The sequence below is a fragment of the Bradyrhizobium sp. 22 genome, from assembly GCF_000482425.1.
Lineage (GTDB): Bacteria > Pseudomonadota > Alphaproteobacteria > Rhizobiales > Xanthobacteraceae > Bradyrhizobium > Bradyrhizobium japonicum_B.
Genome location: NZ_KI519399.1, coordinates 1575859 through 1598552, shown reverse-complemented (window position 1 = coordinate 1598552; position 22694 = coordinate 1575859). Strand labels below are relative to the sequence as shown.

Sequence of the window (22694 nt, the reverse complement as noted above, 5' to 3'; positions counted from 1 at the left end):
GAGGCCGTCCCTGTCCTGGCCACCCGGCCAGTTTCGCAATTCCCCGCGACATCCCAGATTGAGCGTAATCACAGGAGCACGCCATGACCGATCCCAGTCCCCTGTCGTCACTGTCATCCGCCCTCGCGGACGTGGTGGCGCGCACCGCACCCTCGATCGTCTCCGTGCGTTCGCATCGCTTTCGCTCGACCGGCTTCGTCTGGAAGACGGGCCTGATCATCACCGCGGACGAGGCGCTGGCCGACGAAGGCGAGGTCGAGATCGACCTGCCGGACGGCCGCACGAGCCCAGCCACGATCGCCGGCCGCGACCACACCACCGACATCGCGCTGCTCCGCGCCGACATCGCATCGACCCCGGTCCAGCTCGCGGCAATTGTCCCGCCGCTGGGCGCATTGGCGATCGTGGTCGCCACCAACCGCGACACGCCGAGCGCGGCGCTCGGGATGGTGTCGGCGTCCGGAAAGAGCTGGCGTTCCCTGCGCGGCGGCGAGATCGATGCGCGGATCGAGCTCGACGTCCGCTTGCGCGACAGCCAGCAGGGCGGCCTTGCGCTTGATGCCTCGGGACAAGCTTTCGGCATGGCGGTGCTCGGCCCGCGGCGCGTGCTGGTGATCCCGACGGCGACGATCGAGCGGGTCGCCTCCCATCTGGAGGCGCGCGGCCGCATCGCGCGCGGCTATCTCGGCCTCGGACTGCAGCCGGTGCGGCTCGACGAAGGCGTCGGCGCGATGGTGATGCATGTCGACAAGGCCGGACCGTCGGCCGCAGCCGGCATCCGTCAGGGCGACGTGATCGTCGCAGTCAACGGCCAGAAGCTGTCCGGCGTGCGCGCGCTGTCGCGGACGCTGGGACCTTCGAGCGTCGGCGCGGTGATCGACCTCGCGGTGCACCGTGGCGGCGAGCCGGCCGGCTTCAAGGTCACGGTCGGCGAGAGGCCGGAGACGTGAGTGAAGACAGCTCCCCGGAGATCGTGGTGTCCCTGGAGATCGACGATGCCGCGCTCGCCGACCGCCTGGCGAAGCTGCTCGGTAACGTCACAGGGCTACGCCTTGCCGCGCCCGGCGAATCTGCCGCGGCGACGATCGTCGCGCGTGATCCGCGCATCATGCCTGATGACATCGCGCTGACGCAGCGTGAGCTCGACGTGCTGGCGCTGATGGCCGAGGGCGCCTCCAACAAGATGATCGCGCGCCGGCTCGGCATCTCCGTGCACACCGTCAAGTTCCATGTCGGCTCTTTGCTCGACAAGCTCGATGCCACCGGCCGCACCGATGCGGTGGCTCACGCCGCCCGTCGCGGCGTGATCGAGCTGTAGGGTCGGCGCGCGCTCAGGCGATCACGGCGCCTTCGCGGCCTGGAGGCGCGCTTTCAGGGCTGCGGCGCCGACCGCGCCGGGGATCACGCTGTCACCGACGACATAGCCGGGCGTGCCGTTGATGCCGAGCGCCGAAGCGAGGCGCATGTTCTGTTGCAGGGCCTCGCTCACCTCGGCGCTGGCCGCATTCTTCTCGATCTCCCCCGCGTTAAAGCCGAGATCGGCCGCGACCGCGAGCGCCGCGGCACGATCGACCCGGCCCTGCGTCGCCATCAGGCGGCGATGAAATTCGAGCGTTTCGGCGGCGCTGGGATGATGCATCTGCAGCGCGATCGCGACCTTGGCGGCTTCGACGGAGTCGGGGCCCAGGATCGGGAGCTCCTTGAGCACGATGCGCACGTTCGGCTCGTCGGCGATCAGCGCCAGCGTGTCGCCCAGGGCCTTGCGACAATAGCCGCAGTTGAAGTCGTAGAATTCGACCAAAGTGCGGGCGCCTTCGGCGGCGCCGAGGGTCGTCTGCAGCGGCGCGGCGTACAGCGCCTTGGCGTTGTCACTGATCACCTGCCTGATGTTGCTTGCCGCAGGCGTTGGGGCGGTCTGCGCGGCGGCGTTGCGCTTGGCAATGAGGGCCACGAGCGCATTGCGCACCGCCTCGGGGTGATCGGCCAGGTATTTTTCGATTGCCGGGCCGAGGGCTTCCGGGTGCGCGGCGAGATATTGCTGGATGGCCTCGTCGACGTCCTTGCGTTGCATCTCTGCGTACGCCGTGCTCGGCACCGCAATTGCGGCAGCGACGAATATGCCTAGCGCGGCTCCGTGGAGCCGGTGTAACGCAAGCCTTGGTCTGTCGATCATTGTTGGCATTGCCGAATTCCTCCACTTACCTCTCAAGAGCATCCTAGCGCTCCCGTTGCCGCATAGGCGGCACAACACGGCCGGGCTGAAGCGGCGCAACCCGGCTAGGCTGAGGCGGCGCAACTCGGCGAGGTCCGGCCGGCAAGCAGCGTTTGCCGAACGGCCCTGGGACGGTTCCGGCCGGACAGCTGATCGGACGGCTCGTAGTAGAAGGCTCACGTGCTTCAGGCGCCTTCGGCTTCGAGGGACGCGGCACGGGAACGGGCGAAGGCTTGACCGGCACAGGCTTCGGCGCGCGCGCCACGCAGGTGCCCTTGTCGTCACGCGTTTCGCCTGCCGCGCAGGGTTGCTGCGAGGACTTCTTGCCGCTCTGTGCGACACACTGCGAGCGATCGTCCGGATTGACCGGGGCAGGACAGCACTCGCCGCTCGACGTCAGGTTTCCGGCCGCGCAGCACTTTCCCGCCGCGGTTGGCACATAGCCGGCGGCACAACAAAGCGAGATCTTCGGAATCTTGAATTTCGGTTGGCATTGCGTCCCGTCGGCGCTCGGAGTCTGGCCGATCGGACAGCACACCCCCTTCGAGGTCGCCTGGCTCTTCAGGCAACATTTGCCCGCGATCTTCACGTAACCCGGCGAACAGCAGTCCAGGCATATGCCGCCCGGAATCTTGGGAATGAATTGCTGACACTTGCCGTTGACCAGAGCACCCGCGCAGCAAAGCTGCGCCCCGCCCGAGCCGGTATAGATGTGATCGTTCTCGCAGCACTCGTGGTTGGGACCGATCGCCGTTTGCGTCGTTCCGCACATCGGCTTGCCGATGTCGGTCGAGGGATTGCCGCAAGCGCCGCCGGGGCGAAGATCAACCGCTGAACAGCACTTGCCGTTGACAAGAGTCTCGGACTTCGCGCAGTCCGAGGCACAGGCGCCGTTGCTCCACACTTGATTGATCGGGCACACGGGCTTGCCCCCGGGGCCGCACACATGGGTCTGACAGGCCCGGAAGCTCGGCGGCGGCGGCGGCAGCGGCACGCCGACGGGGCGCAAGCCCGGCAGAAGTTGCGCCGGCTGTTCGGCGCAGGTGCGCAGGATGGCGATGTCTCCCAGATGTCCCCGCGCGGACAGATCCGGCGGCGCGTCGGCATAGTCGATGAAATAGCTGAGCCGCGGCGGCGCGTCGTCACGGCGGGTGCGCCAGGCCGGATTGCCCTGCAGCCCGTCGATTGCAAGCATATCGCTCTGACCGAGCTGTGCGACGAGCTTGGGATCGGTGGCGTGCCGCAACTGCTCCCCGGTAGTCCAGACGAAGCCGCCGCAGGAGCGCGGATTGATGTTGCCGTGCCCGTCGTAGCTGTAACCGATGGCAACGCCGCCATTGTCGTTGCGGAAGGTCTCGGGAAAGCCCACCGCATATTCGTCCGGCACGGCCTGCCAGATCGGCTGCTTTGCCGCCGTGACGCCGATCACCGTATAGCGCAGCACGCGGCCGATCGACGGCACCGACAGCGCTTCGAAATCCTGGGCGCCGGTCGGCGCCGGCCGCTCGGCGAGATACATCCGTCCTGCGTCGTCGAAGGTGATGCGCGATATCTCGGTGGGGCCGGCCGCGGGCGGCGCGGCCACCTCGATCCTGATATCCGGGCCGAACGAACCATCGGCGTTGAGCCCGACCGACCAGACCCGCAACCCCTCGGCGACCGCGTAATAGAGCCGATGATCGCGCACGGCGAGGCCGAACGCGCGACGTCCCGGCGCGGCGTAGCCCCAGGTCTCGGGCCGCGCACTGTCGAATTGCGGGCTGGTGAGATCGATGCCGGACCCGGCAGTTGCCGGCAAGGGCGCGATCCCGACGGCGGCGGTGCCGGTTGTGCCGTGATCGTAGACGCCGAGATCAGCGCCATTCATGCCGAAGCGATGGATGAGACCCGTCTCGCGGTCGGCGACGAACAGCGACTTCGTAGCGGGATCGTAGGCCAGTCCGCCGAGCGCTGCGCCCGAGTTCGCCCTCCCGGCGGTGACGACATTCGCAAACAGCTTCACCTCGCCGGTAAGGCCGTTGATCTTCCAGATCGAGCCGGGCCCGCCTCCGGGTCCCCACTGCGCCGGCATGAAAGCCGCACCGTTTGTCCCGAACCTGATGTGCTGCGGCTTGCCATCGCTTCCGGGCGCAACGATCGACAGCCCATAGGCCGAAGTCGCCGCGACATAGATGTTGGCGGGCGATTGGTCGTCCAGCGCGACGCCGAACACCTGCCCGATCCATTTCGCGCTCACCGTGAAGGGCTTTGGCGCTCCGACGAGCTGCGCCTCCGGTGGACCGCCCATGCGGCTGAGATCGACGACGCGCAGCGACGGTCCGTCGGGATTGATGAAGGAGCGCGCATCGGCGTCCTGGCCGGGCTCGATCTCGAAGGGCCGGAGCCCGCCGGAGAAGCCGGTGACCGCGGCCTGGCCGGGCGCATAGACGCCGCGCGGCGCCTGAGCCGAGGCCGCACTGCCCAGCGCGAGAGCCAGGCTCAGCGCGACGGCGATACGCCGCATCGCGCGGGACGCGTTGACGAACGATTTGTGTCGACGAGGTTCCATGGTGCTCTGTCGCCTCATTTCGGGGGCTGAGGTCGCGGGACGCAGGTGCCGCTCTTCGGGTCAGGCAAGGTGCCCGGCGGGCAGCACTGCCCGCACGAGGTCATCTGAGCGGGATTGCAGCAGCTCCCGTCGAACGCCATGCCCTGACTCGGATCTGAGCACGGGGTCACGCAGGCGCCGACTCCACCGATGCGGACCTGTCCGGTGGGGCACGCCGCAGGCGGACACATGCCAAATGGCGCAAAGCCGAAATTTGCGGGCTGGTTCGTGTTGTCGCACAGGCACGACGAGATCCCGTTCGCCATCAGAGCGCCGGGATGCGTTTGACGATCAGGGTCATTCGGATCGTACGGGCAATCGCACGTGAACATGAACCGGGGAAGATCGCCACCCGGATTTGGCACTTGGTGCCAGGTAGGGTTCATCGGCACCGGACAGAAGCAATAGGAGACCCCGTAGCAACCAGTGCCCTCAGCGGTGGCGGGCAATGTCTCGGCAAGAGTTCCCTCGGGGGTCTGCAGCTTTGCAACTGACGGGCTGTATCCCTCGTATCCGCATTGCTGCCAATCCGGGTTGCAGTTGACGATCCCGGCGGAGGGAATGCATGCCGGGTTCCAGACTCCCGAGTAGTCGTGGTCTTCCAAGCACTTCTTGACGTCGATCGACGGACAACTGACGATGGCAGGCGGCGGCCGCTTGCAGTCACAGGAATCACCGAGTACGCCCTGAAGCCAGCACAGCACATCCTCCATGCATTGCCCGAGATCGGAGCCCAGCGAGCCGACTCCCTGCTCGGTCTGGCAGGCGCATTGCACGACCGCCGCGGGCGAACCGACAGCCGTCAGCACATCGGCAAATTCGTTGAGCAAGCTCTGTCCGATCGACGACCCGCCCGCCGACTGCAACGCACCGAGGATCTGGTTGGCGTTGCCCTGCACATGGCTGCAGAACGAATTGACCACGCCTTGTCCCGCCGAGGCGGCGATCTCGGTGAGGATGCCGGTCGCCGCGGCCGCCGCAGCGCAACCGGCGCCAGTCGCGCAGGCCGAGGCGCAATCCGACAGTCCGCTCACCGACTGTTTGGTGGCATTGAATATGTCGCTGGGGTTACACCCCGCTCGCGCCGGCGCCGCCAGCAGGATCGTTGCGGCGATAGCGAACACCACGGACGAGGCTCTCAAGCCGACTTTGCGAAACGCGGGCGCGGACGCCCGGCGCATCACGCGGACAACGGTTGAGATCGACCTGTGTCGGCGAGACGGCATGATTGCAGCCTCACTTCACGATTTGCTTCGGCACGCAGGTGCCGCTGTTCGAATCGGGCATCGTCCCTGGCGGGCAGCATTGCCCGCAGGTCGTCATCTGCGCCGGGTTGCAGCAGCTGCCGTCGAACGCCATGCCCTGGGTCGGATCCGCGCACGGCTTCACGCATTCGCCGCTCTGGCCGATGCGTATCTGTCCCGCGGGACATGCCGGCGGCGGGCACATGCCGAACGGCGCGAAGCCGAGATTTGCCGGCTGATTCGTGTTGTCGCAGAGGCACTGTGACAGCCCGTTCGGCAGGATCGGGCCGGGATGCGTCTGGTGATCCGGATTATCGGCTTCATACGGGCAGTCGCACGCGAACAGCCAGCGATGCACATCGGTCCCTGGGTTGGCCACCTCGTGCCAAGCCGGAACCATCGGCTTGGGGCAGAAGCAGGATTGCACGGGATCGCAGCCGGTGTTCTCCTGCGTCGGCGGCAGCCAGATGGCCAGCGTTCCGTCCTGCGTCTCCGCTTTCGCGACCGTCGGGCTGTTGTCGCCGTATCCGCACTTCTGCCAGTTCGGATTGCAATTGGCGATGGAGCTGTACGGAATGCAGGCCGGATCCTTCATCTGGTCGAAGTGACCCATGGGTTGGCAATGCTTGACGTCGACCGACCCGCAAAAAGCCTTCTGCGGCGGCGGCCGCGTGCAGTTGCACCCAATCCCCAACCCGCCGCACAGCAAATCCTGAGCGCATTCGCCGAGGTCGAAACCGATGGAATTCGTGCTCTGCTCGGTTTCGCAGGAGCATTTCGCGATCTTTTGGGCCGAGCTGTTCTCCTTCAGCTTCTTGTAGATGTCGGCCGGAATGGAGCTGCCGAATATCGCCTGCAGCTTGTCGGCGATCACGTCGCCGGAGCCCGTCGCCTGTGCGCAAAACTGATCGACCAGGTCTTGACCCTTGCCCGTGTCCGAGCCCTGGATCGCCACGCCGGCGAGGGCCAGATCCAGCGCGATCGCGAGGTCGCAGTTGGTCTCGCTGTCGGAACAGAGCGACTCGCAATCATATGTTGCCTTGAGCGTGCCGTAGAAAGACTTGGCGAGGTCCTCGAGACTGCACCCCGCGCGCGCCGGTGACGCGAGCAGCAGCATCGCGGCGACGACCACCGCACCATACCTTCGCCAGCCGGTTGGAAATTCGATGCGCATCGTCCCCCCGCAACCTGAGGCAGCAAGATTGCGGTCGAAAGCTAGGCCGATCCGCCTCGGCCCATATTGAGGTGGCTCAATGACCCCGCGATATCGAGACGCCGATCGGCATCAGCGCACCTCCAGCTCGTGGGCGACGGAAACCGTAATTGCACCGTCGGTCCCGGCCCGCTGTCGCCCAGCGCGATCTCCGCACCGTGAAGGCCCGCGCGACGGCGGCGACGAGGCTGAGGCCAAGTCCATTGCCTGGCGGGCGACGTTGTCGCTGACCTGCAATGACGACGTGGATGGAGCCTGACCTATGCCAGGCGCTCTGCTGCTACACCCGCTTGCCGCCGTTCTTCTCGGCCGCGCGGCGCAGCGCTTCGGCGAGGGCGCCGCCGCCGGAGGAGGACTCCTGCTGGCGCGGCGCCGACGAGGTCATGCGCGAAGGGTTGCGTGCGCCGTTGTCGCGCTGCATGCCGGGGGCGTCCTTCTTGGCCCCGACCTCGTCGTCGAGGCGCAGCGTCAGCGAGATGCGCTTGCGCGCGACCTCGAAGTCCAGCACCTTGACCTTGACGATGTCGCCGGGCTTCACCACCTCGCGCGGATCCTTGATGTAGGTCTTGGACATTGCCGAGATGTGCACGAGGCCGTCCTGGTGCACGCCGATGTCGACGAAGGCGCCGAACGCGGCGACGTTGGTCACGGTGCCCTCGAGGATCATGCCTTTCTTGAGGTGCTTGATTTCCTCGACGCCCTCCTTGAACACCGCGGCCTTGAACGCCGGGCGCGGGTCGCGGCCGGGCTTCTCCAATTCCTTCAAGATGTCGGTGACGGTCGGCAGGCCGAAGGTCTCGTCGACGAAGTCCTTCGGCTTCAGGGTGCGCACGATCTCGCTGGAGCCGATCAGCGCCTTGATGTCGCTCTTGGTGGCCGCGAGGATGCGGCGCACCACCGGATAGGCTTCCGGATGCACGCCGGAGGCATCGAGCGGATCCTCGCCGCCGAGGATGCGCAAGAAGCCTGCGCACTGCTCGAACGCCTTGGGACCAAGCCGCGGCACGTCCTTCAGCGCCTTGCGCGACTTGAACGGTCCGTTGGCGTCACGGTGCGCCACGATGCTCTGCGCCAGACCCGAGCCGACGCCCGACACGCGCGCGAGCAGCGGGGCGGAGGCGGTGTTGACGTCGACGCCGACGGCGTTCACGCAATCCTCGACCACAGCATCGAGCGACTTGGCGAGCTTGGCCTGGCCGAGGTCGTGCTGATATTGACCGACGCCGATCGCCTTGGGCTCGATCTTGACGAGCTCGGCGAGCGGATCCTGCAAGCGGCGCGCGATCGAGACCGCGCCGCGCAGCGTGACGTCGAGATCAGGCAATTCCTCGGAGGCAAAGGCGGAGGCCGAATAGACCGACGCGCCGGCTTCGGACACCACGATCTTGGACATCTTCAGCTCGGCGAGCCCCTTGACCAGCTCTGTCGCGAGCTTGTCGGTCTCGCGCGAAGCGGTGCCGTTGCCGATCGCGATCAGCTCGACCTTGTGCTTCATCGCCAGGCGCCCGAGCGTCGCCAGCGACTCGTTCCACTGCCGCTGCGGCTCGTGCGGATAGATCACGCCAGTATCGACCACCTTGCCGGTCGCATCGACCACCGCGACCTTGACGCCGGTGCGGTAGCCAGGATCGAGCCCCATGGTGACGCGGGTGCCGGCCGGGGCGGCCAGCAGCAGGTCGCGCAGGTTCGAGGCGAAGACGCGCACCGCCTCGGTCTCGGCCGCGTTCCACAGCCGCATGCGGAGGTCGATGTTCAGATGCACCTGGATCTTGGTGCGCCAGGCCCAGCGCACGGTGTCGATCAGCCAGCGGTCGCCGGGGCGCTTGAGGTCGGCGATGCCGAACCGCTTCATGATCTTCAATTCATAGGGGCTGGGCACGCCCGGCGGCGGCGCCTCGGCCTCGGCCTGAATTTGCAGGTCGAGGATCTCTTCCTTCTCGCCCCGGAACATCGCGAGGATGCGATGCGAGGGCAGCTTGGTCAGCGGCTCCGAGAAGTCGAAATAGTCGGCGAACTTCTCGCCCTCGGTCTTCTTGCCGTCGCGCACCTTGGACGCCATGCGCGCATTGGTCCACATGTCTTCGCGCAGTGCGCCGATCAGGTCGGCGTCCTCGTCGAACCGCTCGACCAAAATGGCGCGGGCACCGTCGAGCGCAGCGGCAGCGTCGGCGACGCCCTTCTCGGCGTTGACGAAGGCTTCGGCCACGACTTTCGGATCGCTCGTCGGCTCAGCCATCAGCTGGTTGGCGAGCGGCTCGAGGCCGGCTTCCTTGGCGATCTCGGCCTTGGTGCGGCGCTTCGGCTTGAACGGCAGATAGATGTCTTCGAGGCGCGCCTTGCTGTCGGCAGCCATGATCGAGGCTTCGAGCGCGGCATCGAGCTTGCCCTGCTCGCGGACCGATTCGAGGATGGCCTTGCGGCGGTCCTCGAGCTCACGCAGGTAGACCAGGCGCTCCTCCAGGGTGCGCAATTGCGCGTCGTCGAGCGCACCGGTCGCTTCCTTGCGGTAGCGCGCGATGAAGGGAACCGTGGCGCCGCCATCGAGCAGCGTCACCGCCGCCTCGACCTGCTCGCTGCGGACCCCAAGCTCCTGCGCAATTTTCTGGTTGATATTTGCCACGCGAGATTCCCTCTATCCAAGCCCGTGGAGCGGCGGCGAAGCACCGGCCACGGGACGCCGCTTATGGACCAACCGGGGCTGATTCATCAAGGTACGGCGGAGGGCCGTCGACAAGGGATTTTTTTCTCGAACCGATGCGATCTCGCCACATTCGTGGGGAGGCGCGTGACTGACGCTTCACGTGTCCCGGACGGCGGCACAGCTGTAGCGAGATGGGCCCGGCTCTGCAGCGCATCGTCGAAGCGACGCTGCGCTGCGTCCGGGGCACGAGCGGCGCGTGCGCCGGCTCTCTCCGCGCCGTCACTGCGAGCGAAGTCGCAACGGCTCCTCGCAATGACGGAGTATGAGGCAGCACTTGGTTCTTCGACTTCCGCCGTCATTCGTCGCAACCCGGCGGGCGATGGCTGCGAATGTGAGGTTGCAATTGTCACACCGCTGCCGGATTGAGACGGCGCGCGCCCGCGACCCCTCCGCCCCGCGCAACCCTGCCCCTCGCGCCGGCTCAGTTGATTCAGGCCCTCCCTTGCGAAAAAGCTGGCGCCGCACCTTGAGAGGATTTGATTTCATGACCTTGCCGATGAGCTGGAGTGAATGGGCGCAGCACGATGGCGTCGCGCTGGCGGGCCGCGTCCGCAAGGGCGAGCTGACGGCGAAGGATCTGGCGCGCCAGGCCGCCGCGGGCGTCGCCAAGGTCAATCCGGCGCTCTCGGGCGTGGTCGAGGTGTTCGAGGATGTGATCGCCGATCCCGCCAAGGACGGCGCCAATCTCGCAGGCCCCTTCGCCGGCCTGCCCTTCCTGATGAAGGATCTCGGTCCGACCATGAAGGGCCGGCTGCAGGAAATGGGCTCGCTGCTGATGCGCGGCAATCGCGCGAGCGCCGATACGTTCCTCACCGGTAAATTCCGCCAGGCCGGCCTCAACCTGATCGGACGCACCACGACGCCGGAATTCGGCGTGTGCTCTTCGGCCGACAATCCGGCCGTCTACGTCACGCGCAATCCCTGGAATACCGACTACACCACCTGCGGCTCGTCCGCCGGCAGCGCCGCGATGGTTGCCGCCGGCGTGGTGCCGATCGCGCACGCGACCGACGGCGGCGGCTCGATCCGCATTCCCGCCGGCGTCAACGGCAATATCGGCCTGAAAGTCTCGCGCGGCGTGTTCTCGCTGGCGCCCCACATGTCGGACCTGACCGGCCTCGTCTCAATCCAGGGCTGCCAGTCGCGCAGCGTGCGCGACACCGCCGCCTTCGTCGATCATGCGAGGGGACCTGCGCCCGGCGAGTTCATGCCGTTCTGGACCACGGCGCAGCCTTATTCCGAGATGATCAAGCGCGATCCCGGCAAGCTGCGCATCGCGCTGTCGCACAGCTGGGGCGACTACACCGCGACGCCCGAGATCGCCGCCGAGCTGGAGAAGGCCGGCCGCTTCCTCGAAGGCCTCGGCCATCACGTCGATCATGCGCTGCCCGAGCTCGACTTCCGCGCCGCCTTCGCCGCGCAGACCACCTGCTATATCTCGAACTTCGCGGTGGTGATCTCCAACATGCTCGCCGCGCGCGGGCTGGAAAAGCCGCCGGAAGACCTGATCGAGCCGATGAACATCCGGATCTGGGAAGCCGGCCGCCACACCAGCTTCGCCGAGCGCGCGAAGATGCAGGGCGTGTTCAACACCACATCGCGCGGCTTCGGCGCCTTCTTCGAGCAGTGGGACGTGATCCTGACGCCGATCACCGCGCTGCCGACGCCGAAGGTCGGCACCAGGGAATATCTCACCATCTCCGACAATCCCGACGTGCTGGACTGGTTCGGCAATCTCTGGCGCTTCTTCGCATTTACGCCGCTGGCCAATCTCTGCGGCATGCCGGCGATCTCGATGCCGATGGCCATGCAAGACCACGGCCTGCCGCTCGGCATCCAGGCCATCGCCAAGCAGGCCAATGACGGCCTGTTGCTGCAACTCGCCGCCCAGATCGAGCGCGCGCTGGACGGCAAGTGGAACGGCGGCAAGAAGCCGAAGGTGCATGTGAGCTGAGGCGAGACCGCGCGCCTTAACCAACGCCTCGTGCAATCGCTTTGTCGACGCGCCCGCGCGACACGCCGTGCTCCGCGAGGAGGCGCGCCGCGGGGCTCCGTGTTTCGGCAAACAGAGCCACAAGCGCATTGACGCCGGTGACCTCAGGATATCCGAGTTCCTGGGCAAGGAACGGGGCGCGCTGATCGACGCGCTTGAAGGCCGCCGTCGGCTCGGCACGTCCGGTCTCGATCACGGTGTGTTTGAGTTCGTTATCGAGATACTGCACGAGGCTTTGCCTCAGCTTGTCGAGATCGGCGTCGCAGGCGCGCATCACCGCTGACGCGTTCGCATCCTCGGTCAGAGCGAGCAGCAAATGCTCGAGTGTCGCGTATTGATGGCGGCGCCGATCAGCATGATCAAGCGCCTGCCGTTTCGTAGCCGCGTAGTCTGCCGAGACCGGCCGTTGCGACAGATTGAGCAGCGCCTCGATCCGCTCGAGCCGCGTCATGTGATCGAGTGTCGCCAATAACTCATACTTGTCCTTGATGGGCAACTTCATCCGCGCCGCGATAGTATCGGCGATTTGCCCGGCATCACGGGTTTGATCGAAGAACAGCCAGAGGTCCGGCACCAGAATTCCATGAGCCGCCGTATAATCCTGGAAACGTTGATAGATGCTTCGGATGAGATCCCTTGCGTTGCGGGCAACTCCTTCGCTGACGTCGACCGCCTCAGCCCAATAGGCGGCCGATTCGGTCGCGAAGCCGCGTAGCTCCACTCGCCGCAGTCCGCGCGCCAGCACTCTGAACGTGCCATCGCGGAGCGGTTCGAGTTCGAGCAGCTGGGCCACGATGCCGATCTCGTAGACGTCGGCAAATCGGGGATCATCGACGCCCGCCTCCCGCTGAACCGCCAGCGCGACCTCCCGTCCGCCTTCAAACGCCTGATTCAGGGCCTGGAAGGAGCTCTCCCGGCCCACAAACATCGGATATGTCGCATTTGGAAACGGAACGAGATCGCGGAGCGGAACGGCGGGATAGAGCGTCGTCGCTGTCTTGAGCTTCTCAGGCGGCGCCGCAAGATCGCGCCGCTCGGCGTGAAGCATTGCCGACAATGTATTCCAGTCGGCAACGCCCAGCATCCTCGACACCAGTTCGAAGCTTTCGCTGTGACTGATGGTGACGGCCTTGGTGGTCAGGGATTCGCGCAGGGTCTGCGCCATAGCCTTGGCATCGCGAAAATCGCGCATCGGTTCGTCCTCTGCATGAGCGATCCAGGTGTGTCAGGTGGTTGCGTTGCTGACCCGGTCGCTCGGGCAAAGGGGAGGCCGACGAAGGCTCGATACGTTCACCATTCCACGGAGGGTGCAACCGGCAGGTCGTATCAACCTGCACGGAAGGTGGCCCAAAGATAAATCGCTGTCAATTGCGATCTCAGTTCTTCACCGCCGGAATCTCCTCCGCCATCGGCTGCTTCTGGCCCTGCTGGTACATCGCCAGCGCCTTGTCGAGGGCTTCGCGCAGCGCCAGCGCCGCGGCGACGCTGCAACGCAAGTGCGCGGTCTGGACCACGTCGACCCTGACGGCGGCGCCGACCGGCATCAACAGGTTTGCGGCGAGCTCGATCTGGATCGCGCCGTTGTGATGGCCGAAGCAGGATGCGCCGTCGAAATAGACGATCGGCGCCCGCTCCGCGCTGGAGCTCGAAATGATGACGGGCCCCTGATTGGCGGCGGGCGTTTCGGGGTCGGCCATGGGCGCTCCTTGCAGTTCGTTGGCGTACGAAGCGCCCACCATCGGCGCTTCGGCCCGCTCTGTCGAGGCCAAACCGCCTGCGGTGCGGGATTCCATCCGGGGCTTTTGCGCGGCAGCCGACACTGGTCTAGAACGTCCCCATGAGCACCATACCGACCACGCTCCCGTTCGAGGAACTCGCCGAGGCGATCAAGGACCGCCGCTCCGATTACGGCCATATCAGCGGCCTCCAGCTCGACCGCTTCGCGCCGGCCGAAGCCTGGTCGAGCCTGCCCTATCGGCCCGTCTTCGTCGGCGACACCGAGACCGGGGTGCTGCATGGCGGCGTCGTCACCGCGATGCTCGACGAGAGCTGCGGCATGGCGGTGCAGCTTGCGCTCGACGGCACGCGCGCGATCGCGACGCTCGACCTGCGCATCGACTACCAGAAGCCGGCGACGCCAGGCCTCGACATCAAGGCGCATTCGGTCTGCTACCGCACCACGCGCTCGATCGCCTTCGTGCGCTCCACCGCCTATCAGGACTCGGAAGACGATCCGGTCGCGACCGCGACCGCCTGCTTCATGATCGGCGCCAACCGCACCAACATGCTCGCCGATCACCAGATGGATGCACGCAGCATCCCGGTGCTGGAGGCGCCGGAGGATCCGGACGGGCCGTTCGCGCGCAGCCCGTTCGCGCGCGCGCTCGGCATCCGCGTCAACGACGACGGCACGCTGACGATGCCGTTCTCGCCGCAGATCATCGGCAATCCGATCCTGCCTGCGATCCACGGCGGCATGACGGGCGCCTTCCTCGAGACGACGGCCGTCATCGGCGTCGCGCGCGAGCTCGGTACCGCCGCGCCGCCCAAGCCGATCGGCCTCACCGTCAATTACCTCCGATCGGGTCGCGCGCTCGACACGTTCGCCAATGTCTCGATCGTGAAGCAGGGCCGGCGTATCGTCGCCTTCGAGGCGCGCGCATGGCAGGACGATGCGGCGAAGCCGATCGCCACCGCCTTTGGTCATTTCATGCTGCGTCCGATGCCGGGAAGTGACGACGAATGAACGCATTTTAACTTGACGGCCACGGCTGCGGCCACAACGATAGCGCGTCCCCGCGAGAGGTATTGGATTGCGGCATCCGCTCGACATCGTCGCCATGTTCGCCGCACTCTGGCTGCTCGCCTCGATGATGCTCGACGCGGTGACGCCGAAGGAGCTGACCGCGATCATGTTCGCGGCCGCGATCGGCCCCGCGATATTCATCACCGCCGTGTTCTACTACCTGCGCTGCCCGCGAACGGACTTCGCGGTGATGTTCGCGGCGCTCTGGCTGATCTCGGACATCGCGATCGCTTTCGTCTCATCGGAGGTTCTGCCGCATTTCTTGATCGTGCTCGGCTTCGCGCCGGCGCTGGTGGTCGGCGCCGTGCTGCACTGGCAACGTCTCCAGCGCCGTGAGCAGCGGCTGCCTGCGCCCTCGGTCAAGCGGGGTTGAGATTGCGCATGCGGTCCTCATCTCTCCCCAACCCTCTACCGCGAGCTTGCGGGAGAGGGAGCGCACCGGCGCTGTGGCGTCAATCTTGATTTCATCGCGCGCTAGCGCGGCAGCAGATTCGTCTTCGCAAGATCCAGCACCTCGTCGCCGCGGCCGTTCATCACCGCGCGCAAGACCCAGAGGCTGAAGCCCTTGACCTGCTCGGCGGTGATGGTCGGCGGCATCGACAGCTCCTGCTTGGCGGTGACGACGTCGAGCAAGGCCGGCCCGTCATGCGCCAGCATCTCCTTGACCGCACCGGGAAGCTCGCCCGGATCCTCGACGCGTTTGGCAAAAATCCCCATCGCACGCGCCATCGCCGCGAAATCGGGATTCTCCAGGTCGACATTGGTATCGACGAAGCCGGCCGCCTTCATCTCCAGCGCGACGAAACCGAGCACACCGTTGTTGAAGACGACCACCTTCACCGGCAGCTTCTCCTGCGTCAGCGTGATCAGGTCGCCCATCATCATGGTGAAGCCGCCGTCGCCGGAGAGCGAGATGACCTGCCGGCCGGGCTGGGCCGCCTGCGCACCGATCGCCTGCGGCATCGCATTGGCCATCGAGCCGTGCACGAAGGAGCCGATCAGCCGGCGGCGGCCGTTCATGTCGAGATAGCGCGCGGCCCACACCGTCGGCGTGCCGACATCGGCGGTGAAGACCGCGTCGTCGGAGGCATGGTCGCTGATGACCTTGGCGAGATATTGCGGATGGATCGGCTTGCTTCCCGGCGTGCCCCTGGCGAGCGAATCCAGGCCTTCACGCGCCTTCTTGTAGTGCGCGACGGCGTCGTCGAGGTGCTTGCGCTGCGTCTTCGATTTCAAGAGCGGCAGCAGGGCCTCGATGGTGAGCCTGACGTCGCCGACGAGACCGAGATCGATCTTGCAGCGGCGGCCAAGGTTCTCCGGGCGGATGTCGATCTGCGCGATCCGGCAGTCGGTCGGGAAAAACTGCTTGTAGGGAAAATCAGTGCCGAGCATCAACAGGGTGTCGCAGGCGTGCATGGCGGCATAGCCCGAGGAGAAGCCGATGAACCCGGTCATGCCGACGTCGTAGGGGTTGTCGTATTCGACGTGCTCCTTGCCGCCCAGCGCATGCACTATCGGGCTCTTCAGCGCCTCGGCGAGCTGCATCAGGGGCGCATGCGCGCCGGCGCAGCCGCGGCCGCAGAACAGGGTGACGCGCTCGGCACTGTTGAGGAGATCGGCGAGCGCCTCGAGCTCACCGGCCTGCGGCACCACCTTCGGCGTCGCCACGCCAAGGCCGCGCGTCGTCGACAGCGCACGCTTCGGCGGGCTGCGGAACGCGACGTCGCCGGGCATGGCGACCACGGCGACGCCGCGCAGGCCCACCGCGGCGCGGATCGCGTTCTCCAGCACGTAAGGAAGCTGGCTGGGGTCGGACACCAGCTCGCAATAATGGCTGCATTCGCGGAACAGGTTCTGCGGATGCGTCTCCTGGAAATAGCCGCCGCCGATCTCGGCGGTCGGGATCTGCGCCGCGATCGCCAGCACGGGCACGCGGCTGCGATGCGCGTCGAACAGGCCGTTGATCAGATGCAGATTGCCGGGACCGCAGGAGCCCGCGCACACCGCGAGGCTGCCGGTCATCTCGGCTTCGCCGGCGGCGGCGAAGGCTGCGACCTCCTCGTGGCGAACATGGACCCATTCGATCGTGCCGCGGCGGCGCAACGCCTCGGTCAGCGCATTCAGGCTGTCGCCGACGATGCCGTAGATGCGCTTGACACCGGCCTGCTCGAGCGTTGCCACGAACAGATCGGCCACGTTGTTGATCGCCATGTCGGTCTCCTGCTGCGCCGGTCACACTGCGCGATGCGTCAACATCGGCATTGCGGCAATATGAGGCACATTAGGCGGTGCCGGGTTCACAGCTGGTTTATTGCGGCTCAGCCTTTCGCAATCGCCCGATCGTAGGCTTCGACCGTCGCCTTGGCGCGCGCCGCGACATCGGCGGCGCTCATGCCGGGCTTGTAGAGGCTGGAGCCGAGCCCGAACGCGGTCACGCCGCCCTTGATGTATTCGGCAAAATTCTGGTCGGAGACGCCGCCGACGGCGGCGATCATCACGCCTGAGGGCAGCACGGCGCGGATCGCGGCGATGCCGGCGGCACCAAGCACGCTCGCCGGAAAGAATTTCAGGCCCGACGCGCCGGAGCGCGCGGCAAGCAGCGCCTCGGTCGGGGAGAACACGCCGGGCAGCGTGACCATGGCGTATTGATGTGCACGCACCAGCACCTGCGTGTCCACGTTCGGCGAGACCATCAGCCTGCCGCCGACGTCGTTGAGGCGATCGACATCCGCGGTGGACAGCACCGTGCCGGCGCCGATCAACACGCCTGATGGCGCCTGCTTCACGGCGATTGCGATGGAGCGGAACGGATCGGGCGAATTCAGCGGGATCTCGATCGCGGTCATGCCGGCTTCGATCAGCACGGCGACGATGGCCTCGGTCTCCTCGGGCTTGACGCCGCGCAGGATCGCGACCAGCGGCCGCTTCATCGACGGAAAGGCAACGCTCATCTCGAGTATCCTTCTATTTCGTCCAGATCGCGGCAGCCGCCATCGACAGGCCGCGGCGGACGGCTTTGTCCGCATCGACCGGCTGCACCGTGACCGACAGCGCATCGAAGGCTTGCCGGTACAGCATCGCAAGCCGGCCCGAGGCAATCAGCACGACACCGGCGTGCGACACCGCGCCGGAAAGGCCGGCGGCCAGCTCGGCGCCGATCAGCGTGCCCGACAGCGTTTCGCGCGCCGCGGCCGGCGTGCCACCGAACAACAGCTGGCGCGAGCGCGCCGTGAACAGGAGATTCGCGGCGAAGGCCGGCGCCGCGTACGCGGCCTTGACCGCGGCCTTGAAGCTCGCGACATCCTCGGCCTCGTCGGCACCCGCGACCGCGAGCGACAGGATGGTCTCGCGCGCAATGACGCTGAACAGCTCGCCGGTCATGAAGGTTGAGAAGCGTTCGACGATGCCGCCCCTGACGCGCACCCATTTCGAATGCGTGCCGGGCATGCAGACCAGCGCCTCGCCCACCGCATCGAGGCCGAGCGCGCCCAGCAGCTGCGTTTCCTCGCCGCGCATGACGTCCGGCGCGGCCGCATCGCGCTGTGCGATACCGGGCAGGATGCGGATGTCGCGCGCCTGTCCGGGCACGCGCACGGCCCAGTTCAGGATGGACGAGAGCGGCGCCGGCGTGTCGACATAGCCGGCCTCGACCCAGCCGGTTTTGGCGCCGGCCATGCCGCAGACGAGAACCGGCAGATGATCCGGCGCCTCGACCGCCGCGAGATGCGATTGCAGCACCGCGGGAAAGCCGATCTTGGCGGCGGCCAGCATCCCTTCATCGCTGCGGCGTTCGGCCAGCACCTGGCCGGCACGATCGACCAGCCACAGGCGAAAACTGCTGGTGCCCCAGTCCACCGCGACATAAGCGGGTTCGGTCATGCGAAACTGCCCTCGTCCACGGTCAGGTTCTTGTCTCATCTACAAGCTCTTGTCTCACCTGCAAGACGCCGTCTCGCGACAATGAGACGATCTCTTGTGGGCCATCGCCGAGATACCGGCTATTGCGCGGGCAAACCAGCCCTTTCTCTCCAACTCGAGCCTCCATGGCGCTGGCACAGCGCTTGCTGAAGCCTCTCCGTTCAACTCCGTCAACGCGCGACAAGACGCGTCAACATCAGATGAGGAAACCCATGGAGATCGGCTATTTCACGATGCCTTCGCATCCGCCGGAGTGCGGCCTGAAGGAAGGACACGATTGGGATCTGCAGGTCCTGCGCTGGCTCGACGAGCTCGGCTATCAGGAAGCCTGGATCGGCGAGCATCACACCGCGCCCTGGGAACCCAATCCTACGCCGGATCTGTTGATCGCGCAGGCGCTGCTGCAGACCAAGAAGCTTCGCATCGGACCGGGCGGCTTCCTGTTGCCCTATCACCACCCGGCCGAGCTCGCCAACCGCGTCGCCATGCTCGACCATCTCTCCGAGGGCCGGCTCAATTTCGGCGTCGCCGCATCCGGCCTGCCGAGCGACTGGGCGATGTTCAACGTCGACGGCATGAGCGGGCAGAACCGCGACATGACCCGCGAGGCGCTGGAGATCATCCTGAAGATGTGGAGCGATCCCGCGCCATGGACCTACAAAGGCAAGTTCTGGACGGTCTCCAAGCCGGACACGATGTTCGACTTCCTCAAGCCACACATCAAGCCGCTGCAGGCACCGCATCCGCCGATCGGCGTCGCCGGGCTGTCGAAGAACTCGGACACGCTGAAGCTCGCCGGCGAGCGCGGCTTCATCCCGATGAGCCTCAACCTCAACCCGGCCTATGTCTCCAGCCATTGGGACTCGGTCGAGATCGGGGCCGCCAAGACCGGACGCAAGCCGAACCGGCAGGACTGGCGGCTGGTGCGCGAGGTGTTCGTCGCCGACACCGATGAAGAGGCCTGGAAGCTCTCGACCGGCGACATGATGGGCCGGATGATGAGCGAGTACTTCCTGCCGCTGCTCGGCCATTTCGGCTTCAAGGACTATCTGAAGCACGCGCCCGACGTGCCCGACAGCGACGTTACGGTCGAATATTGCGCCAAGCGGAACTGGATCGTCGGCTCGCCCGCGACTGTCGCCGAGAAGATCGAGAAGATCTACGACGAGGTCGGCGGCTTCGGCGTACTCTGCGTGTTCGGCTTCGATTACAAGCACAAGCCGGAAGCCTGGCACCACTCGCTTTCGCTGCTGAAGAACGAGGTGATGCCGCGCCTTACGCATCTCGGCTCGGCGAAGAAGGCGGCTTGACGCATCGCGGGTGCGGCGCGATCGTGCCGCACCCGCATTCATTTCGGAGATGTCGGCGTGACGGTCGATGCCAAGGACTTCAAGCAGGCGATGCGCCAATGCGCCGGCGCGGTGGCACTGGTCACGGTGGGCGCCGAGCACGGCAAGCGCACGGGATTGACGGTGACCTCGGCCTGCTCGCTGTCGGACAATCCGCCCTCGCTGATCGTCTGCGTCAACCGCAATGCCAGCGCCCATGCGCGCATCCGCGAGGAAGGCGCGTTTGCGATCAACTTCCTGCACGAGGATCATGCGCTGCTCGCGCTCACCTTCAGCGGTCAGAAGGGCGTCAACGGCGACGACCGCTTCGCCTTCGGGCAGTGGAGGCGCGGCGCGACCGGCGCACCGGTGCTGAGCGACGCGGTCGCCGCTTTCGACTGCGTGCTGGCGCAGGAATTCGAGACCAGCACGCACTCGATCTTCGTCGGCGAGGTGCGCGACGTCTCGCATTCGGCCATGGCGACGCCGCTCGTGTACTTGCGCAGCAACTTCCATACGCCGCGGGAGATGCGCGAGGGCGTGACGATCGGCGACCTCGACGCGCGGCATCTGAGCTGGACGGATTTTTCGTAACCGGCGCCGGCATCGTAGGGTGGCAAAGGCGCACCTGCTCCGAGCCCACCATCTTTTTCGATCGCATGAAATGCGTGGGCACGCTTCGCTTTGCCCACCTTACGATACGAGCGATCGCGGCGCCGCCTCGATCTTCAATTGCTTGATCTTGCGATATAGCGTCGCGCGGCTCAGCTTCAGTGCCCGCGCGGCTTCCGCGACCCGGCCGCCATGCTTGCGTAGCGCCTCGACGATGGTCGCACGTTCGGCGGCTTCGAGGTTCGGCTCCATCCGCCCGCCGAACGGGGGCAAATCCAGATCCGCATCCGTGATCACGCCATTCTCCGCGGTGCAGCCGGCGAGCCGCAGCACGTGGCGGAGCTGGCGCATGTTGCCGGGGAACGGATAGGCTGCGAGCTGCGACCAGGCCTGGTCCGACAGACGACAATTCGGCGCTTCCTCGCGCGCGATCTGGCGGATGATATCGTCCCTGTCCGCGCGCTCGCGCAGGGCCGGCAGACGCACCGCGATGCCGCGCAGACGGAAGTAGAGATCGGCGCGGAAGGCGCCCTCCTCCACCATGCCTCCGAGATCGCGGTGGGTGGCGCTGATCAGGCGGATGTCCACCGCCACCGGCTTGAGCGCGCCGAGCGGCCAGACCTCGCGGTTTTCCAGGACGCGCAGCAGCCGCGTCTGCAAGCTGATCGGCATGTCGCCGATCTCGTCGAGGAACAGGGTGCCGCCATGGGCCTGCACGATCAGGCCCTTCGAGCCGTCGCGGCGCGCGCCGGTGAAGGCGCCGGCCTCGTAGCCGAACAGTTCGGCGTCGATCAGGCTCTCCGGCATCGCCGCGCAATTCAGCGCGACATAATTGCTGCGCGCCCGGTTGCTCGCCGCGTGAATGGCGCGCGCGAACACATCCTTGCCGACGCCGGTCTCGCCCTGCAGTAGCACCGGCAGATCACGATCGATGACGGCCCCGAGCCGCTTCACGCTCTTGACCAGTTCGGGATCGCAGCCCGCGAGCCGATGCAGCGCATCGAAGCGATCGACGGGCGCATCACGGCGCGGTGCAAGGGGCCTTGCGCGCATCGGCGGCGCCACATGCCCCTGCCCCAACGGACTGCCATCCGCCCGACGCAGCTCGACGAGCTCGTCGGTGACGCGCACGGCCTGATGATCGACATGGATGTAGCGGGACACATCGATGCCGGAGGCGATCATGCCGTCGGTGAGGCCCAGCAATGCGCGCGCGGAGCGGCAGGCGCCGACGACGCGGCGGTCATCGTCATAGGCGATGAGGCCGCTGCCACCGTCACCGGGCACGGTGGCGATCCAGGCGCTGCGGAAATGGGCCCGGAAGATCGCGTTCTCCATGCGCCGGGTCGCCTGCATCGTCACCGCGAGCGCGAGCTGATGCGCGGTGCGCTCCAGATCCTCGCGGCAGGAGGTGATGTTGACGGCGCCGGCGAGCCGGCCCGCCTGGTCGAACAGCGGTGCCACGGCGCAGGAGAACATGTGCCACTGCGCGCGAAAATGTTCGTCGCGATGCACCAGGATCGGCTTCTGCTCCGCGAGCGCGGTGCCGAGCCCATTGGTGCCCTCCAAGGTTTCGGCAAAATTCGAGCCGGTGTAGATCTTCCAGTGGAGGAACTGCCTTGCGTCGGCTTCGCCCGGCAGGCGGCTGAACAGCATGGTTGCGTTGGCATCAGCGAGATTGACGCAATAGCCGGCGTCACGCAGCGCACGGGCGAGATCATCGAGCTCGGGCGTTACGAGCCTGATTGTCTCCTCCATCGGCTCGGCGGCATGCCGAACCTCGGCCTCGGTGAAGGTCTGCGGCGGTCCCTGCCGCGCCGGATCGAGCTTGTGGTTGACGAGGCACCGTCGCCAGGAACTGGCAATTCGCGAGGAGGCATCGACGTCGGCCACATGATTGGCGACGGACAAGACGCGGGCGACATGGTTCGAGGCCGACAGGCTGGCCATCGCGGACGTCTCCACCCTGTATTATTGTGCAAAGTCTGGCACCACAGGCGGGGATGTCAATCGGGAACCGGGAATGGGGACTGTTTGTGCTGTCTCTTCTCGTCATTCCGGGGCGATGCGAAGCATCGAA

The 22694-nt window shown here is 66.4% G+C and carries 18 protein-coding genes; 7 read left to right on the top strand and 11 right to left on the bottom strand.

Annotated elements, in window-relative coordinates; translation table 11 throughout:
- Positions 1 to 83: 83 nt before the first annotated feature.
- Both K410_RS0108930 and K410_RS0108925 read left to right on the top strand, forming a co-directional pair.
- Positions 84 to 950 (top strand): S1C family serine protease, encoded by an 867-nt coding sequence (locus tag K410_RS0108930; RefSeq protein WP_028134527.1) that lies wholly within the window; start codon positions 84 to 86, stop codon positions 948 to 950.
- The gene (locus tag K410_RS0108925; protein ID WP_028134526.1) at positions 947 to 1318 is read left to right on the top strand and encodes a response regulator transcription factor; all 372 of its coding nucleotides are present in this window, start codon (positions 947 to 949) and stop codon (positions 1316 to 1318) included. The genes K410_RS0108930 and K410_RS0108925 overlap by 4 nt, the downstream gene beginning before the upstream one ends.
- 21 nt (positions 1319 to 1339) lie before the next feature.
- Here the strand turns inward: K410_RS0108925 and K410_RS36635 are convergent, their stop codons facing one another.
- From K410_RS36635 to K410_RS0108900, 5 genes are all read right to left on the bottom strand, one after another.
- Complete coding sequence (locus K410_RS36635; protein ID WP_049819970.1) at positions 1340 to 2071, bottom strand: DsbA family protein; 732 nt, start codon at positions 2069 to 2071, stop codon at positions 1340 to 1342.
- A gap of 145 nt (positions 2072 to 2216) precedes the next feature.
- Positions 2217 to 4760 (bottom strand): NHL repeat-containing protein, encoded by a 2544-nt coding sequence (locus K410_RS36630; protein ID WP_155253300.1) that lies wholly within the window; start codon positions 4758 to 4760, stop codon positions 2217 to 2219.
- Positions 4761 to 4774: 14 nt separating this feature from the next.
- A complete protein-coding gene (locus K410_RS0108910) occupies positions 4775 to 5926 on the bottom strand; it encodes a hypothetical protein (RefSeq protein ID WP_155253299.1) in 1152 nt (383 codons plus the stop codon).
- 109 nt (positions 5927 to 6035) lie between these two features.
- A complete protein-coding gene (locus K410_RS0108905) occupies positions 6036 to 7217 on the bottom strand; it encodes a hypothetical protein (RefSeq protein ID WP_028134524.1) in 1182 nt (393 codons plus the stop codon).
- A 319-nt stretch (positions 7218 to 7536) separates the two neighbouring features.
- A complete protein-coding gene (locus tag K410_RS0108900) occupies positions 7537 to 9876 on the bottom strand; it encodes a Tex family protein (protein WP_028134523.1) in 2340 nt (779 codons plus the stop codon).
- Between the two features lie 565 nt (positions 9877 to 10441).
- Between K410_RS0108900 and K410_RS0108895 the strand changes: the two genes are divergently transcribed.
- The gene (locus K410_RS0108895; protein WP_028134522.1) at positions 10442 to 11911 is read left to right on the top strand and encodes an amidase; all 1470 of its coding nucleotides are present in this window, start codon (positions 10442 to 10444) and stop codon (positions 11909 to 11911) included.
- A gap of 16 nt (positions 11912 to 11927) precedes the next feature.
- Here K410_RS0108895 and K410_RS0108890 read toward each other — a convergent pair whose 3' ends face one another.
- The gene (locus K410_RS0108890) at positions 11928 to 13142 is read right to left on the bottom strand and encodes an LON peptidase substrate-binding domain-containing protein (protein ID WP_028134521.1); all 1215 of its coding nucleotides are present in this window, start codon (positions 13140 to 13142) and stop codon (positions 11928 to 11930) included.
- Positions 13143 to 13326: 184 nt separating this feature from the next.
- Positions 13327 to 13647 (bottom strand): hypothetical protein, encoded by a 321-nt coding sequence (locus K410_RS40300; RefSeq protein WP_028134520.1) that lies wholly within the window; start codon positions 13645 to 13647, stop codon positions 13327 to 13329.
- 140 nt (positions 13648 to 13787) lie between these two features.
- On the opposite strand from K410_RS40300, the gene K410_RS0108880 reads away from it, so the two are divergent.
- The gene (locus K410_RS0108880) at positions 13788 to 14696 is read left to right on the top strand and encodes a PaaI family thioesterase (RefSeq protein WP_028134519.1); all 909 of its coding nucleotides are present in this window, start codon (positions 13788 to 13790) and stop codon (positions 14694 to 14696) included.
- Positions 14697 to 14763: 67 nt separating this feature from the next.
- Positions 14764 to 15129 (top strand): hypothetical protein, encoded by a 366-nt coding sequence (locus K410_RS0108875; protein ID WP_028134518.1) that lies wholly within the window; start codon positions 14764 to 14766, stop codon positions 15127 to 15129.
- A gap of 101 nt (positions 15130 to 15230) precedes the next feature.
- On the opposite strand, the gene poxB is transcribed toward K410_RS0108875, so the two are convergent.
- The 3 genes from poxB to K410_RS0108860 form a co-directional block, all read right to left on the bottom strand.
- Entirely contained in the window at positions 15231 to 16967 is a 1737-nt protein-coding gene (poxB, locus tag K410_RS0108870; protein WP_028134517.1) for a ubiquinone-dependent pyruvate dehydrogenase, read from the bottom strand.
- A 107-nt stretch (positions 16968 to 17074) separates the two neighbouring features.
- Positions 17075 to 17707: a 2-dehydro-3-deoxy-6-phosphogalactonate aldolase gene (locus K410_RS0108865; RefSeq protein WP_028134516.1), complete on the bottom strand. Its 633-nt coding sequence runs from the start codon at positions 17705 to 17707 to the stop codon at positions 17075 to 17077.
- Positions 17708 to 17720: 13 nt separating this feature from the next.
- On the bottom strand, positions 17721 to 18635 hold the full coding sequence (locus tag K410_RS0108860) for a 2-dehydro-3-deoxygalactonokinase (RefSeq protein ID WP_028134515.1): 915 nt from the start codon (positions 18633 to 18635) through the stop codon (positions 17721 to 17723).
- Between the two features lie 251 nt (positions 18636 to 18886).
- Between K410_RS0108860 and K410_RS0108855 the strand changes: the two genes are divergently transcribed.
- A complete protein-coding gene (locus K410_RS0108855; protein ID WP_028134514.1) occupies positions 18887 to 19984 on the top strand; it encodes an LLM class flavin-dependent oxidoreductase in 1098 nt (365 codons plus the stop codon).
- A 57-nt stretch (positions 19985 to 20041) separates the two neighbouring features.
- Positions 20042 to 20596 carry a flavin reductase family protein gene (locus K410_RS0108850; RefSeq protein ID WP_028134513.1) on the top strand — a complete coding sequence of 185 codons (555 nt, stop codon included), beginning with the start codon at positions 20042 to 20044 and terminating at the stop codon, positions 20594 to 20596.
- Between the two features lie 99 nt (positions 20597 to 20695).
- Here K410_RS0108850 and K410_RS0108845 read toward each other — a convergent pair whose 3' ends face one another.
- Positions 20696 to 22564 carry a sigma-54-dependent Fis family transcriptional regulator gene (locus K410_RS0108845; RefSeq protein WP_028134512.1) on the bottom strand — a complete coding sequence of 623 codons (1869 nt, stop codon included), beginning with the start codon at positions 22562 to 22564 and terminating at the stop codon, positions 20696 to 20698.
- Positions 22565 to 22694 lie beyond the last annotated feature (130 nt).

Excerpts from the sequence above, each read along its gene's own strand:
- K410_RS0108860 (WP_028134515.1), bottom strand. The coding sequence starts at position 18,635 with ATGACCGAACCCGCTTATGTCGCGGTGGACTGGGGCACCAGCAGTTTT.
- K410_RS0108845 (WP_028134512.1), bottom strand. The coding sequence starts at position 22,564 with ATGGCCAGCCTGTCGGCCTCGAACCATGTCGCCCGCGTCTTGTCCGTC.
- poxB (WP_028134517.1), bottom strand. The coding sequence starts at position 16,967 with ATGGCGATCAACAACGTGGCCGATCTGTTCGTGGCAACGCTCGAGCAG.
- K410_RS36630 (WP_155253300.1), bottom strand. The coding sequence starts at position 4,760 with ATGGAACCTCGTCGACACAAATCGTTCGTCAACGCGTCCCGCGCGATG.
- K410_RS36635 (WP_049819970.1), bottom strand. The coding sequence starts at position 2,071 with ATGCAACGCAAGGACGTCGACGAGGCCATCCAGCAATATCTCGCCGCG.
- K410_RS0108865 (WP_028134516.1), bottom strand. The coding sequence starts at position 17,707 with ATGAGCGTTGCCTTTCCGTCGATGAAGCGGCCGCTGGTCGCGATCCTG.
- K410_RS40300 (WP_028134520.1), bottom strand. The coding sequence starts at position 13,647 with ATGGCCGACCCCGAAACGCCCGCCGCCAATCAGGGGCCCGTCATCATT.
- K410_RS0108890 (WP_028134521.1), bottom strand. The coding sequence starts at position 13,142 with ATGCGCGATTTTCGCGATGCCAAGGCTATGGCGCAGACCCTGCGCGAA.
- K410_RS0108880 (WP_028134519.1), top strand. The coding sequence starts at position 13,788 with ATGAGCACCATACCGACCACGCTCCCGTTCGAGGAACTCGCCGAGGCG.
- K410_RS0108895 (WP_028134522.1), top strand. The coding sequence starts at position 10,442 with ATGACCTTGCCGATGAGCTGGAGTGAATGGGCGCAGCACGATGGCGTC.
- K410_RS0108855 (WP_028134514.1), top strand. The coding sequence starts at position 18,887 with ATGGAGATCGGCTATTTCACGATGCCTTCGCATCCGCCGGAGTGCGGC.
- K410_RS0108905 (WP_028134524.1), bottom strand. The coding sequence starts at position 7,217 with ATGCGCATCGAATTTCCAACCGGCTGGCGAAGGTATGGTGCGGTGGTC.
- K410_RS0108930 (WP_028134527.1), top strand. The coding sequence starts at position 84 with ATGACCGATCCCAGTCCCCTGTCGTCACTGTCATCCGCCCTCGCGGAC.